General features: G+C 67.0%; 13 protein-coding genes. All 13 read left to right on the forward strand.

Annotated elements, in window-relative coordinates:
* Window positions 1-71 precede the first annotated feature (71 nt).
* Window positions 72-908: a TcpQ domain-containing protein gene (locus tag KW845_RS05350; RefSeq protein WP_218368113.1), complete on the forward strand. Its 837-nt coding sequence runs from the start codon at window positions 72-74 to the stop codon at window positions 906-908.
* Entirely contained in the window at window positions 905-2,494 is a 1,590-nt protein-coding gene (locus tag KW845_RS05355) for a hypothetical protein (protein ID WP_218368114.1), read from the forward strand. Before KW845_RS05350 ends, KW845_RS05355 begins: the two co-directional genes overlap by 4 nt.
* Complete coding sequence (gene pilO2 / locus KW845_RS05360; RefSeq protein WP_218368115.1) at window positions 2,495-3,793, forward strand: type 4b pilus protein PilO2; 1,299 nt, start codon at window positions 2,495-2,497, stop codon at window positions 3,791-3,793.
* Complete coding sequence (locus tag KW845_RS05365) at window positions 3,780-4,376, forward strand: hypothetical protein (protein ID WP_255592385.1); 597 nt, start codon at window positions 3,780-3,782, stop codon at window positions 4,374-4,376. The genes pilO2 and KW845_RS05365 overlap by 14 nt, the downstream gene beginning before the upstream one ends.
* Window positions 4,369-6,126, forward strand: a complete 1,758-nt coding sequence (locus tag KW845_RS05370) for an ATPase, T2SS/T4P/T4SS family (protein ID WP_218368116.1) — start codon at window positions 4,369-4,371, stop codon at window positions 6,124-6,126. The genes KW845_RS05365 and KW845_RS05370 overlap by 8 nt, the downstream gene beginning before the upstream one ends.
* On the forward strand, window positions 6,119-7,246 hold the full coding sequence (locus tag KW845_RS05375) for a general secretion pathway protein (protein ID WP_218368117.1): 1,128 nt from the start codon (window positions 6,119-6,121) through the stop codon (window positions 7,244-7,246). Before KW845_RS05370 ends, KW845_RS05375 begins: the two co-directional genes overlap by 8 nt.
* Window positions 7,247-7,295: 49 nt before the next feature.
* Complete coding sequence (locus KW845_RS05380) at window positions 7,296-7,910, forward strand: type 4 pilus major pilin (RefSeq protein WP_218368118.1); 615 nt, start codon at window positions 7,296-7,298, stop codon at window positions 7,908-7,910.
* Between the two features lie 10 nt (window positions 7,911-7,920).
* Window positions 7,921-8,997: a prepilin gene (locus KW845_RS05385; RefSeq protein WP_370628179.1), complete on the forward strand. Its 1,077-nt coding sequence runs from the start codon at window positions 7,921-7,923 to the stop codon at window positions 8,995-8,997.
* 88 nt (window positions 8,998-9,085) lie between these two features.
* A complete protein-coding gene (gene alaS, locus KW845_RS05390) occupies window positions 9,086-11,707 on the forward strand; it encodes an alanine--tRNA ligase (RefSeq protein ID WP_218368119.1) in 2,622 nt (873 codons plus the stop codon).
* On the forward strand, window positions 11,694-11,951 hold the full coding sequence (locus KW845_RS05395; RefSeq protein WP_218368120.1) for a sulfurtransferase TusA family protein: 258 nt from the start codon (window positions 11,694-11,696) through the stop codon (window positions 11,949-11,951). Before alaS ends, KW845_RS05395 begins: the two co-directional genes overlap by 14 nt.
* Before the next feature lie 126 nt (window positions 11,952-12,077).
* The gene (rpsP, locus tag KW845_RS05400; RefSeq protein ID WP_012248922.1) at window positions 12,078-12,338 is read left to right on the forward strand and encodes a 30S ribosomal protein S16; all 261 of its coding nucleotides are present in this window, start codon (window positions 12,078-12,080) and stop codon (window positions 12,336-12,338) included.
* Between the two features lie 46 nt (window positions 12,339-12,384).
* Window positions 12,385-13,008 carry a ribosome maturation factor RimM gene (gene rimM, locus KW845_RS05405; protein WP_218368121.1) on the forward strand — a complete coding sequence of 208 codons (624 nt, stop codon included), beginning with the start codon at window positions 12,385-12,387 and terminating at the stop codon, window positions 13,006-13,008.
* The gene (gene trmD, locus KW845_RS05410; RefSeq protein ID WP_218368122.1) at window positions 13,008-13,793 is read left to right on the forward strand and encodes a tRNA (guanosine(37)-N1)-methyltransferase TrmD; all 786 of its coding nucleotides are present in this window, start codon (window positions 13,008-13,010) and stop codon (window positions 13,791-13,793) included. The genes rimM and trmD overlap by 1 nt, the downstream gene beginning before the upstream one ends.
* The last annotated feature ends 161 nt before the right edge of the window (window positions 13,794-13,954 follow it).

The raw sequence follows: 13,954 nt of genomic DNA on the forward strand, positions 1-13,954 counted from the left end.
GGCCCAGCCCAGGCACGCCACCATGCTGTCCAGGCGCTCCGATCCGGGGCGTTTCTTGATTCGGGACGAGCATGGTTCGATTCATTCTTCTGGGGCTGCTGCCACTGGGCCTGGCCGCGTGCGCACAGTGGCCGGGCAGCGTACCTGCCTGGCCGGCCGGCGGCGCGCCGGGCGCGCATTACGACTTCAACTGGCAGCTTTCGGGCGATCCCGCCGTGGCACCGCTACAAGTCTTCAGCGGAGCAGGGCGCACCTGGCTGCAATTCGCACCCGGGCGCACGCCGCCTGCCTTGTTCGCGCAAACGCCCGCCGGCCTGCAGCCGCTTCCGTACACGCGGCGCGACCCCTACGTCATCGTCGAGGGCGTGTGGCCGACCCTGGTGCTGCAAGGTGGGCAGCACGTCGCGCGAGCCGAACGGCAGGCCGCGGCCGCGCTGCCGGCACCGACCGGCCCGGCCCCGATTGCCTCAGCCAGCCTGCGGGTGCCAGACGCCGGGCCGCCCCAGTCGGCGCCGCCGCCACCCGCGCCACTCGCGCCACTCGCGCCACCCGCGCCACTCGCGCCACTCGCGCCACTCGCGCCACTCGCGCCACCCGCACCAGGCGACGCTCCTCCGCGCTACCGGGCCGGCCTGCCGGACAACACCCTGCGCGCCGTGCTGGCTCGCTGGGCAGCCGACTCAGGCTGGTCGTTCGAGCCGCAGCATTGGGCAGTCGATGCCGACATCCCGTTGGCGGGTAGCGCCGAATTTCCAACCGATTTCAAGTCGGCCGTGCGTGCCTTGCTGGCGTCTTCCGAATTGGCAGACCGGCCGGTGCAGCCGTGTTTCTACACCAACAAAGTGCTGCGCGTGGTGCCGCTTACTCAGGCCTGCGACCGCTCTGTGTCCACCGGAACTCGTTCATGATGGCCCGGCTGGCATTTTCCGCTGCGGCATTGCTGGTCTTGGCAGGATGCTCCGCACAGCAATCGCTGCATGCGCTGCGTGAAGCGATTTCCGACGCACGCACCAGGGTCCAGGCCGACCAACGGCAGTTTGCCGCCGCCGTGTCCGATCGGGCCGCGCGCATGGCCGCCCAGGACGTCGGCAAGCCCTGGCTGGCAGGCCGGTCGCAACCATTGGCGCGCGATGTCATATTGCCGCCGGCGTTGCGCGGAGATGTGGACACGACCTTGTTGTTCGCCGGACGGCTCGACCTGCCGTCCCTGGCCGAACGCTTGACCAGCGTCACCGGCATTGCCGTGCGCATCGCTCCCGACGCCTTGCTGCCGCTGTCGTTGTTCCTGCCTCGCCTGGGCCAGCCTACGCCGGCCGCATTGCCCACGCCCAGCAGCATGCCGGTGCTGGTCGGGCCTCGCCCGTTGCCAGACACGCTCGATACGCTGGCCGCCAGCTTCGGCGTGCACTGGCGCTACCATCGCCATGCGATCGAGTTCTACCGCATGCAGACGCGCGTCTTCGATGTGCGGGCACTGACGCTGGCCAGTCGCGCCGATGCCCGCCTGGGGCGCGCAGGCACGACCGAAGCCGGCGGTTTCGACAACACGTCCAACACCACGCTGTCGTCCGGCGAGCATCATGCCTTGCAGGCCGTGCGGGTGCGCATCATCCCGTTCCTGACGCAGGCAGGCACGGTCGCCGATCTCGACGGCGGAGGCAGTTCACTGGTCATCACCGATACCCTCGAGGTCCTGGACCGCATCGGGCAGTTCATCGAACACGAAAACCAGGCCTTGACGCGGCGTGTGCGCTTGCTGTTCGAAGAAATCACGGTCCTCGCCAACGATACCGCCGAGGGTGGCATCGACTGGAAGGCCGTCTACGACAGCGCGCGCGTGGCCGTCACTGCCGCCGTGCCCGCCGCGGCCGGCGATATGGCCGCCGCGCTGGGCGCCGCGGTCGATCAAGGGCATTTCCAGGGTTCGCGCTCGATCATATCGGCGCTCAGCCAGACCGGCGCCGTGCTGCGGCACAACAGCGTGCCGGTCCTTACCTTGAATCGCCGCCCGGTCACTCACGCGGTGCGCACCACGTTCTCTTATATCGACAAGGTCCAGAGCACGGCGGTGCCGGGCATCGATTCCTCGCTGGGCAGCACGGCCCTGCCATCGGTGTCCATCAGCCAGAAGCAAGAGACCGTAGGTACCTTCCTGACCCTGGTGCCCGACGCCCAGGCCGATGGCCGCATCCTGCTGTCAATCGCCTACGACAACACCGTGGCCCAGCCGATCAAAAGCATCACATTCGGCGAGCAGGGCAATCAGGTCCAGGTGCAGCAGATCACCATCGATGGCAACGGTACGGTGCAGCAAGTTGCGCTCAGCCCTGGCCAGCCGGTCATCTTGTCCGGTTTCGACCGACGCCAGGATGAATACGATCGCCGTCGCCTGTCGGCCAATGCGCCGCTGCTGGCTGGCGGCCAAGACCGTGCCTCCAGTGATCGCCTGACGACAGTGGTGTTGGTAACAGCCCAGGTCGAAGAGGATATTTGAATGCGTGCAACCGCTATGCCCGATCAGTTGCTGCTGCTCGATCTCGATCACGGTGAAGGCAGCCTGGCGTTCGGATTGTCGTGGTTCGCCCTGGTGGGCAGCCATGCTCCCGCCATGGCAAGAGCCCGCGCGCGTCGCATGCGCGCCACGCATTATGTCGTGGGCGGGCAGGGCGCGATGGCGGGCGGCTGCGCACGGATCGCGCCGCGCCTTCGCCGGCCGGTGCACGCTGCGGCCCAGGTCTTTGCCCGGTATCACCCCGACGGCACCGCTGCCTGTATCGCGCCACTGCCAGACGGGCGCTGGTGGCTGGCGGCCGCCCAGGACGGCGCGGTGCTGGCGCGTGCCGATGCGCTCTACGCCGATGCCGAACAAGCTGCCGTGGCCCTGCAAGGCCTGGCTGCCCAGTACCCCTCGCTGCGCCAGCACGATGGCCGGCAAACCTTGAAGGCCCTGATGACCTCGGCCGATGCCGCCACACTGATGCAGCCCGTGGGATCGCGCTGGTCACGCATGCCCCTGCCAGTGCGCGCGTTCATCAGTCTCGTTGCCATAGCCCTGGCGGTACCGGTGGCGTGGCGGGCATGGCAGCCATCGGCGCGCGTGGCCGCGCCAGTAGCCAGCGTCACTGCCGAAGAAGCCTGGCAGCAGGCTTCTCTGGAATTTCGTCGGCAACACACCATGCACGCTTTGCCGGAACTGGGCCGCGTGCTGGCATCTTTGCATCGCCTGCCCCTGAACGTGCAAGGCTGGCTATTGCGCGATGCGCGCTGCCAGCCTGCATCGCGCGCATGGTCGTGCAGCGCCGCCTATGTCCGCGTGCAGGCCGACGCCACCAACACTGCCTTTGCCCAGGCTCTTCCCGCGGGCTGGCAGTTGCGCTTCCAGCCGCTCGATGCTGCCGAACTGGCCTGGATGGTGCCGGGAAACAGCACCTTGCTGGCCGACGTCGCGCTGCCCGACGCGACGCATGTCGACGGCGTCCTGGCCAGCGCTTTACAGCGCGCGCGGCCGGCTTTTACGCAGTTGACCCTGGGCCCTGCGGCTTCCGCGCCGATCGCGGCCCCGCGCGATCCACACGGCCTGCCCATCGCCGCACCACCTGACTGGCCGGCCTTGCGCCAGCGCGCGGTGGCGCTGCAGGGGCCGCTGCGCTCGCTTTCGCTGCTGGCCGACCAGTCCCGGCTGGTGGTCGCCTGGTCATCTGTCGTCTTGCGCCTGGCCGCCGGCCGTGTGCCGGCCACCGCCGTCAGCGCCCTGACCGCCGAACTCCAAGGAACCCTGTATGAACAAGACTGATCCACATGTATATCCAGCGGGATGGCTGCGTCGCGCCGCCTGGTTCATGGCGACAGCCGCCGGTTGCGGCGCCGGCATGCCGGCGGCCGCCCAGCCGCTGGCTGCCGATCGTGTCGCCGAATCTGTCGATGCGTCCGATGGCGGCAACGCGGCCTTCGCCGCGGCCGATACTGCATGGGCCGAAGGCGACACCGTGCGCGACCTGCTGCGTGCCGATGCACAGGCTGCTCGGGCCGCCCGGTTTCCGCGCCAGGCAGTCGATTGGCTGGCGCCACAGTTGCCCGGTGGCATGGTGCGCCTGCCTGGCGCTCCGCCAGGCAACCGGCCCGATGGCGAGCCTGGCTCCATCGATCGCATCGATGTCATGGCGATCTACGGCGTCGGCAAGGCCCTGCACGCCGATATTTCGGTCAACGGACGCGTGTCCCGCTATCGGGCGGGGCATGCCATGCCGCTGCTCGGCAGTCCGCTTGCCGGCGAGTCGTATGCGCTGCTGGCCATCGAGGCTCCGTGCGTGCGCCTGCGCAAGGCTGGCGAACGCTACACGACCTGCCTGCTGAACGCCGAGCCCGGCCATGATTGACAGTCCGGCCATCGCCCCGCGGTCACCAACGGATGTCCATGCCCGTTCGCTGCCCACCCTGGGCATCCAGGACCCGCCATGGCTGCGCACGCCCGACGACCTGGCTCGCCTGGATCCCGCTTTTGTGCGCGCGCTAGGCAGCGAATTCGACCTGGCATTGCTGGCCGGCCGCCTTTGCCCTGTATTGCTCGAGGGTGGCCAGGCGGCGGTGTTCGCTGTGCATGATTACCTGCATGGCGACCAGATCGCCGAAGTCGAGCGCATGCTCCGCGCGCGCGGGTATCGCCTTGCGCAGGTGCCGCGCTATGCGCTGCCTGCCACACTGCTGCTTCCCGTGGCGCGCGGCCAGGTCACTCCCGCCACGCTGCGAGGCCATGGCGGGGGCGGGCCCATCACGCGCCGTTCGGCATTGGCCTCGGTTTTTCTTGATATGGTGCGCTGGGGGCTCGACCAGCGTGCCAGCGATATGCACATCAATATCAGCCAGCCGCCGGGCAAGTCTGAAGTTCGCTACACCATCGACGGTGCCTATGTCTTGCCCGGCTGCTTCGGCGATATGTCGGCCGCGACCTTGCTCGAAGTGCTGGCAGTGGCGTGGATGGACGTGCGCGGTGGCAATGGCGCTGTGTTCGATCCGCTGGCCGAACAGCAGGGCCGCATCGCACTCGAGGTCGATGGCCGGCCCATCACGGTGCGCTGGGCATCGCTGGCGGCAGACAGCGGTCCGTCCGTCTGCCTGCGCCTGTTGCGGCTGGATGCGGCCGAGGGCGGCAGCACCCTGGCGGAACTGGGCTACCTGCCGTCGCAGATCCAGGTGCTGGAACGCGCCCGCGAACGCAGCGGTGGTGCCATCGTGCTGGCCGGCGTGGTCGGGTCGGGCAAGTCCACTTCCATCGCCACGCTGATGCGGGGCATTCCTGCTACGCGCAAGGTCATCACCCTTGAAGACCCGGTTGAATACCGCATAGGCAATGCACTGCAAAACACGGTGGGGCGCACGCTGGACGCCACGGCTTCGGCCGTATTCGATGCCAAGCTCAAGACCATCAAGCGTTCGGCCATGCACGACCTGTTGATCGGCGAGGTGCGCGACCGCGACACCGGCCGCGCCTTCATGGACCTGGCCGGCTCAGGCGCCAACGTCTATACCACCACCCATACGGGTTCGGCATGCATGATCCCCGAACGCCTGGCTTCCGATTTCGTCGGCGTGTCGCGCGATTTCCTGGCTACGCCCGGCGTGCTGAAACTACTGGTGTACCAGGCCTTGTTGCCGCGCTTGTGCTGTGCTTGCTCCTTGCCGTTCGATAACCTGCCCGGGCGCGATACCGCCATGTCCTGGCGCGAGTGGGCCGCAGTCTTCGCCCACGCCCACCAACTCGACGGCGCAGCATTGCGGGCCCGTAATCCTGCCGGCTGCCCGGCCTGCCGACGGCCGCAATTGCCGCAGCTATACGGCCTGGCGGGGCGTACTGTCGTCGCCGAAACAATAGAGCCCGATCACAATGACCGTTTCCTGCACCTGGTCCGGCGCCGCGACAATCTGGCGCTGCGGCGCTACGTGCACGCCTTGCCGCGCACGGCGTTCGCCGACGCCGACATGACCGGCAAGCGTGCCGTCGATTGCGCCGTATACAAGGCGTCCCAGGGCCAGATCGATCCCAGGGTCATTGCCTTGCGTTTCGACCTGCCTGTCGACCCGCGGCATGCCGCGGCATTGCACATGGCTGCCGGAGGCCGCGATGCGTGAGCGCGGGGGCTTGCTGCCGGCGGCGCTGCGGCAGATTGCCGACTGGCACGACAGGCGCTGCTTTCAACGCCAGCGCGCCGACTACTACGAATACCTGGCCGGCTTGATCGACAGCCTGCAGGGCCGCAAGACCTTGCGCGACATGTTCGACGACGATGCGCTGCGCTATGGGCCGCGTACCGTGCGCGGGCGCCTGGCGGGTCGCTGGGGGCGTCGCTATCAAGAATCCGGCGGCGACATCGCTGCGGCATGGGCCGGCACGATTCCCGATGATGAGTGCCAGTTGATCGCCGCGGCGCAGCATGCCGGGGGCGATGCGCTGCCTCATGCATTGCGCGATTTGGCCGACGCGGTACGGCTGGTGCAGCAGGCCCGCAACATCCTGGCGGCCACGTGCGCGGCAGGGGGCGCGGCGCTGGCCGTGGCCATCGTCCTGTTGTGTGCCGTGCCGTATTTCACCGTGCCGCGCCTGCAGCATGTATTCCAGGCGGTGCCTGCGGACCACTACGGCGAGCTCACCAGAGGCTTGTATGCGCTGGCGCAGGCCCTGCGAAGCTGGCTGGCATTCTGGGCCGCATTGCTGCTCGGCGGCACCTGGCTGGCCGCCTGGTCGATGCCGGCGTTCACCGGCCCGTGGCGTATGCGGCTGGATCTCCTGTTCCCCTGGTGCCTGTATCGCGATTTCCATGCCATCCGCTTCCTGTCCATGCTGGCCGTCATGCTGCGCCAGCGCGGCAACATCGATACGCGCCTGCGGCAGGCCCTGGCTGCCCTGGCCTGGCATGCGCCTTCCTGGCTGGCCTGGCATATCGGCGAAATGCTGGTGCGCGTCGAGCACGGTGTGGTGGGCGCTGACACCTTCGATACGGGCCTGTTCGACCGCGAGACTGCCTGGTTCATGGCGGATGTTATCGCCGCCAGGGGTGTCGAGGCGGGGGTGGCGCAGGCGCGCCTGCGGGTGGAGTCGCGCATGCTCAAGCGGGTGCGCCGCCAGGCCCTGGCGCTGCGCTGGTCCTTGCTGCTGGCGGCAGTCGCCGGTGTGCTGGGCCTCGCGCTTTGGCACTACGGCGTGATCGATGAGCTGCGCCGCGCCCTGACCAATTTCTACGCCAGTCGTTAGCCAGGGCGGCTGTGCCGCCCTGTTTTTTCAGTACTTACCGGAGTTCCGCATGCATCATCCGTCATTCATTGCGGCACCGCGCCGCCAGGCTGGCTTTTCGCTTATCGAGGTTTCGATCGTCACCGCCATCGTGCTGCTGGTGGCGATCATTGGCATCCCGGCTATCGGTGCCTATGTCACAGAAAACAAGGTGCCCAAGGTCGGCGAAGAACTGCAGCGTTTCGTGGCCCGCACCAAGGCCAATGCGCAAGGCGCCGGCCCGACGCCCTATGTCGACATCGACACCGGCGCGCTGGCCAACGCCTTGCGTGATTCCAGCGTGGTGGCGGTCAGCGGCACCGGCAGCAGCGCAGTGGTTGCCCATGGCCTGGGGGGGAATGGCAGCAGCGGCAATGGCACCATCAACCTTGCCCCCGTCTCGGTAGCGAGCGGCGGTGCCGGCTCGGGGTTCGCCATGACATTGACCAACGTCAACAACGCCGCCTGCCCGGCCCTGGCCTCGATCATGCAGCGCGTTTCCGACATCATCACCGTCGAAGGCCAGGGCGGGGCGGGCAAAGTCAAGGACAGTACCGTCGTTCCCCGGATTGCCTACAGCGCCACGGCCGCCGAATCGCGCTGCACCGAAGGCGACAACAACACCTTCGTGTTCACGGTACGCTGAAGGATCGCCCGTGATAACCCTAGCGTTCCATGCCGATCTTTCCAGGCGCGTCCGGCCGCGCCCATTTCCGGGGCAGGCCGGCTTCGCCCTGCTGGAACTGGCCGTGGCGGTTGCCGTGGCCAGCATGATCCTGATCTGGGGCGCCAATCGCCTGGTCCACCAGGTCGATGATGCGGCCGGCCGTGCTGCCGGGGTCTGGATGCTTGAACTCAAGCGCGGGCTCGACAACGTGCTGCGGCAGCACTTCGACAGCCTGGCCGAAGGCGTGCCCGCGCGGGATGGAAGTGGCCTGCCCCTGTATGCCGACCTGTTCGCCCCGCAATTGGCTGAACTCAAGGCCCATGGCCACTTGCCTGCCGGTTTCCCGGAAACCGGGGCGCTGGGCGGGGGCGTGGCCATCCGCATCCTGCGCGACGCCCGCTGTCCCGGGGCAGGGTGCCGGCTTGATGCCCTGGCGTACGGCACCGCCCCGGTCCTGGTGGCCGACGGCACGGCGCCAGACCTGATGCGCATCGGCGCCGCGGTAGAGGCCGCCGGCGGCTATGGCGGATCGGCCACTGCGACCCGGGTGCGAGGCGCCAATTTCGACTTCGCCAATCCGCCCGCGCCGGGCATGCCCGCCCTGGCGCCCGGTACCCTGGCGATATGGGCGGGTTTCGGCACGGCCGACTACGATCTGTTCGTGCGTCGGCGCGATACGCGAGATCCCGACCTGCAAGGGGGACTTTCCGTGGCCGGCCCCGTTACCACGACCAAGCGGCTACATACCGATGAATATCTGTCACTGGGCGGCATTGCCGTCCTCGGTACTGCTTGCGCGGCCTCCACCGGCCTGCTGGCGAGCGGCGCAGATGGCACTTTGCTAGGCTGCCGACAGGGCCGTTGGGCCATGGTCGGCGGCAACTTCGGTGGGGCATATGCCAGCAATAATCGTTACGGTTGCGCCCACTACTCTGGCCAGTCGACCGCCAACCCCCTGACCGGTACCTGTTCCTGCCCGCCCGGCTACGCAGCCGTTATTGTTTCCGCCGGCGGTAAATGGACGGAAACCGAGGGCTGGACCACCGGCTATGTCTGCGTGGGCTAGGCTGGCCGGCGCCCGGACCTCCCCCTGTGGCGCCCCCCGCGCGAGCCTCTATAATCAAAAATTCGCCTAAATCCCGGTTCGTCCCAGAATGAAATCCTCAGAGATTCGCCAGAAATTCCTGCAGTTCTTCCAGTCGAAAGGGCACACCATCGTCCCGTCGGCTTCGCTCGTGCCGGGCAACGATCCCACACTGCTCTTTACCAACTCGGGCATGGTGCAGTTCAAGGACGTCTTTACGGGCAAGGAAACGCGGGCCTATACCCGGGCCACCTCGTCGCAGCGCAGCGTGCGCGCCGGCGGCAAGCACAATGACCTGGAAAACGTCGGGTACACGGCGCGGCACCACACATTCTTCGAGATGCTGGGCAATTTCAGCTTCGGCGACTACTTCAAGCGCGATGCCATCCAGTACGCCTGGGAATTGCTTACCTCGGTCTACAAGCTGCCGGCCGAGAAACTCTGGGTGACGGTCTACCAGGAAGACGACGAAGCCTACGACATCTGGGCCAACGAAGTCGGCGTGCCGCACGAACGCATCATCCGCATCGGCGACAACAAGGGCGCCCGCTATGCGTCCGACAATTTCTGGCAAATGGCCGATACCGGTCCTTGCGGCCCGTGCTCCGAAATCTTCTACGACCATGGCCCCGATGTGTGGGGGGGGCCTCCGGGTTCTCCCGAAGAAGACGGCGATCGCTACATCGAGATCTGGAACCTGGTGTTCATGCAGTTCGAGCGCGATGTCGCCGGCAACATGGAACAACTGCCCAAGCCCTGTGTCGACACCGGTATGGGCCTGGAACGCATTGCCGCGGTGCTGCAGGGCGTGCATTCCAACTATGAAATCGACCTGTTCCAGAACCTGATCCGGGCCGCGGCACGCGAGACCGGTGTCAAGAACCTCGAAGACAATTCCCTGAAGGTCATTGCCGACCATATCCGCGCGTGCTCCTTCCTGATCGTCGACGGCATCATCCCCAGCAACGAAGGCCGCGGCTACGTGCTGCGCCGCATCGTGCGTCGCGCCCTGCGCCATGGCTACAAGCTGGGCCAGACCAAGCCCTTCTTCTACAAGCTGGTGCCCGACCTGGTGGCCGAGATGGGCCAGGCCTATCCCGAGCTGGCGCAAGCCGCCGAGCGCGTGGCCCAGGTGCTCAAGCAGGAAGAAGAACGCTTCGGTGAAACCCTCGAGCACGGCATGAAGATCCTCGACGGCGCGCTCGCCAGCGTACCGGCGGGCGGCCAGCTCGACGGCACCACGCTGTTCACGCTGTACGACACTTATGGCTTTCCGGTCGACCTTACCGCCGACATTTGCCGCGAACGCAATGTCGATGTCGACATGGCCGGTTTCGATGCCGCCATGGCGCGCCAGCGCGAACAGGCCCGCGCCGCCGGCAAGTTCAAGATGGCCGAGGGCCTCAGCTACGAAGGCGCCGATACCCGCTTCGAAGGCTACGAAAAACTCGAGCTCGACGGCGTCAAGGTCACCGCGCTGTACGTCGACGGTACCCAGGCCGAGCGCGTCCAGGCGGGCCAGAACGCCGTGGTGGTGCTCGATGCCACCCCGTTCTACGCCGAGTCGGGTGGCCAGGTGGGCGACACCGGCCTGCTCGAGGGCGGCGGCGCGCGCTTTGCGGTGGCCGACACCCTGAAGATCCAGGCCGGCGTGTTCGGCCATCATGGCGTGCTCGAATCCGGCTCGCTGTCCGTGGGCGATACCTTGCTGGCCCGGGTAGACGCCGTGCGCCGCGCGCGCACCGTGCGGAACCACTCTGCTACCCACCTCATGCACAAGGCGTTGCGCCAGGTGCTGGGCGCCCACGTGCAGCAGCGCGGTTCGCTGGTCGATCCCGACAAGACACGTTTCGATTTTGCCCACGACGCGCCGCTGTCGGCCGAACAGGTGACCCAGGTAGAAGCCATCGTCAACGCCGAAGTCCTGGCCAACCAGCCCGTCCAGGCGCGGGTCATGGCCTACGATGACGCCGTCAAGGGCGGCGCCATGGCGCTGTTCGGCGAAAAGTACGGCGACACCGTGCGCGTGCTCGATATCGGCTTCTCTCGCGAGCTGTGCGGCGGTACGCACGTGTCGCGTACGGGCGACATCGGCCTGTTCAAGATCGTGGCCGAAGGCGGCGTGGCGGCGGGCGTGCGCCGCGTCGAGGCCATCACCGGCGACAACGCGCTGGTGTGGGTCCAGAACCAGAACGCCCTGTTGTTGCGTGCTGCCGGCATGCTGCGCAGCACGCCGGCCGACCTGCCCGATCGCATTGCCCAGGTGCAGGACCAGGTCCGCACCCTGGAAAAAGACCTGGAACAGGCCCGTGGCAAGCTGGCCGCCAGCGCCGGCAACGATCTGGCTGCGAAGGCGGCTGAAATCAAGGGCATCAAGGTGCTGGCCGCCAGCCTGGGCGACGTCGATCCCAAGGCATTGCGCGGCATGGTCGACAACCTGAAAGACCGTCTCAAGTCGGCGGTAGTGCTGCTGGCCAGTGCGGGGGGCGACGGCAAGATCAGCCTGGTGGGTGGCGTAACGGCCGACCTTACCGGGCGCGTCAAGGCGGGCGATCTGGTCGGCTTCGTGGCCGGCCAGGTGGGCGGCAAGGGCGGCGGACGGCCCGACATGGCCATGGGCGGCGGCACCGATGCCCAGGCCCTGCCGGCGGCCGTGGCCAGCGTGCCGGGGTGGGTCGATGAACGCCTCTGATCCCGTTGCCGACTTGCCGGCCTTCCAGCACGACGTCGATGCCAGCGGGCTGACCTGCCCGCTGCCCATCCTGCGTGCCAAGAAGGCCCTGGCCCAGATGGAAAGCGGCCAGGTCCTGCGGGTCGCCACCACCGATCCCAAGGCGGTGCGCGATTTCCAGGCCTTTGCCAGGCAAAGCGGCAATGCCCTGGTGGCCCAGCACGAGAGCCAGGGCGGGGCGCTGCATTTCTTGCGCCGCCGCTAAGGGGCAACCCCGGGGCGCGCCCCGGGTGTATGCTGGATCTCTAGATAAATAGAACGCTTCCTTGCCAGGGGCTTCTTTTAAATGCTAGAATCTTCCGTTTTTCACATCTAATTCAAGGGATTACCTATGGTGGTGATTCGCATGGCCCGCGGTGGGTCCAAGAAGCGTCCGTTTTACAATCTGGTAGCCACCGATTCGCGCAACCGCCGCGATGGCCGCTTTATCGAGCGTGTTGGTTTCTATAATCCCGTGGCCAGCGAAGGCTCGGAAAGCCTGCGCATCTCGCTTGACCGCGTGCAATACTGGACCAACAGCGGCGCCCAACTGTCGCCCGCCGTCGAGCGTCTGGTCAAAGACTACTCGGCCAAGGTTTCCGCCGCCGCCTAACGGCGCGTCTGGCGTAAACCCGCGCGCTGCCTTGCCGGCCGGTCCTATGTCTGACGCCGCAAACCGCGTTGCGGCGCCCGACGACCTGGTCGAACTGGGCCGCATCAGTGGGGCCTATGGCGTCAAGGGCTGGATCAAGGTGCAACCGCATTCGGCCCAGGCCGATGTACTGCGCCGGGCTTCTTCGTGGTGGCTGACTCGCCTCGCTCCTGAATCGGCGCGGGGCGTTGTCGCGTCTGCGCCGCACGAATACAAGATCGTGCAAGCCCGGCCGCAGGGTGCCACCATCGTGGCACAACTGGCCGGCATCACCGACCGCGACCAGGCCGAGGCCTTGCGTGGCTGCGCGGTGCAGGTTTCACGCAGCCAGTTCCCGGCCCCCGCCGACGATGAATACTATTGGGTCGATCTCATCGGCTGCGCGTTCTATACCGACGCCGAAGGCGAGCCAGCCCGCGTGGGCGTGGTCGAAGAAGTCGTCGACAACGGCGCGCATGCCATCCTGCGGGTAGTGCTGCAGCGCGCGCCCGTGCCTGGCGGCCAGCCCGAACCGCGGCGCGATGCCAAGGGCCGTCCGCTGGTGATGCTGGTTCCCTTTGTCGGCGCCCATATCCTGGCGGTCGACCTGTCCGCCCGCCGTATCGATAGCAACTGGCCGACGGAATTCTGATGCGCTTCGACGTCGTCACGCTTTTTCCGGACATGTTCGGAACCGTGCGCGACCTGGGTATTACCGGCCGCGCGCATGCGCAGGGCTTGTGGGCCCTGCATGCCTGGAATCCGCGCGACTACACCCACGACGTGCATCGCACCGTGGACGACCGCCCCTATGGCGGCGGGCCGGGCATGGTAATGATGGCCGCGCCGCTGGAAGCGGCCGTGGCGGCTGCCCAGGCAGCCCGCGCGACGCAAGCCCTGCAACCCGCACCGGTCATGCTGCTGTCGCCCACCGGTCGTCGCTACGACCAGCAAGCTGCCCAGTCGCTGGCTGGTAGTTCGGGGGCTGTCCTGATTTGCGGCCGCTATGAAGGGATAGACCAGCGCTTCATCGACCGCTGTGTCACCGACGAAGTCTCGCTTGGCGATTTTGTCCTGTCCGGCGGTGAAATTGCCGCGCTTGCCGTCATCGACGCCGCCGTCCGGCTGCTGCCGGGCGCCTTGAACGATGGCGATTCCGCGCTGCAGGATTCGTTCAACGATACGCTGTCGGGCCTGCTCGACAGTCCTCATTACACCCGCCCCGAAGTCCATGCGGACCAGGCGGTGCCGCCCGAACTGCTCAGCGGCCACCATGCCAACATCGCCCGCTGGCGGCGCGAGCAATCGTTGCGCCTGACGGCCGCGCGTCGCCCCGACCTGCTCGAGCGCGCCCGCGCGCAGGGCTGGCTGACACCGGCCGACGAGCGCTATCTGGCCACGCTGGCGCCCGCTTCTCCTTCCAGCCCCAAGCCCTGAACCCTGGCTGAAGTCGGTGTCCCGATCGGCGCAATACCGTCGAGCGGCCCATGCCGCTTGCTGCGGTTGCCGCATTCCATCACCTGAAAATTTGAATGGATGAGTACATGCGTCTTTGCATGTCTGCAAAAAGTGTCATACACTTTTTGCAGACATTAAAA

Origin of the sequence: Bordetella sp. BOR01, assembly GCF_019218885.1 — a bacterium.
Lineage (GTDB): Bacteria > Pseudomonadota > Gammaproteobacteria > Burkholderiales > Burkholderiaceae_B > Bordetella_A.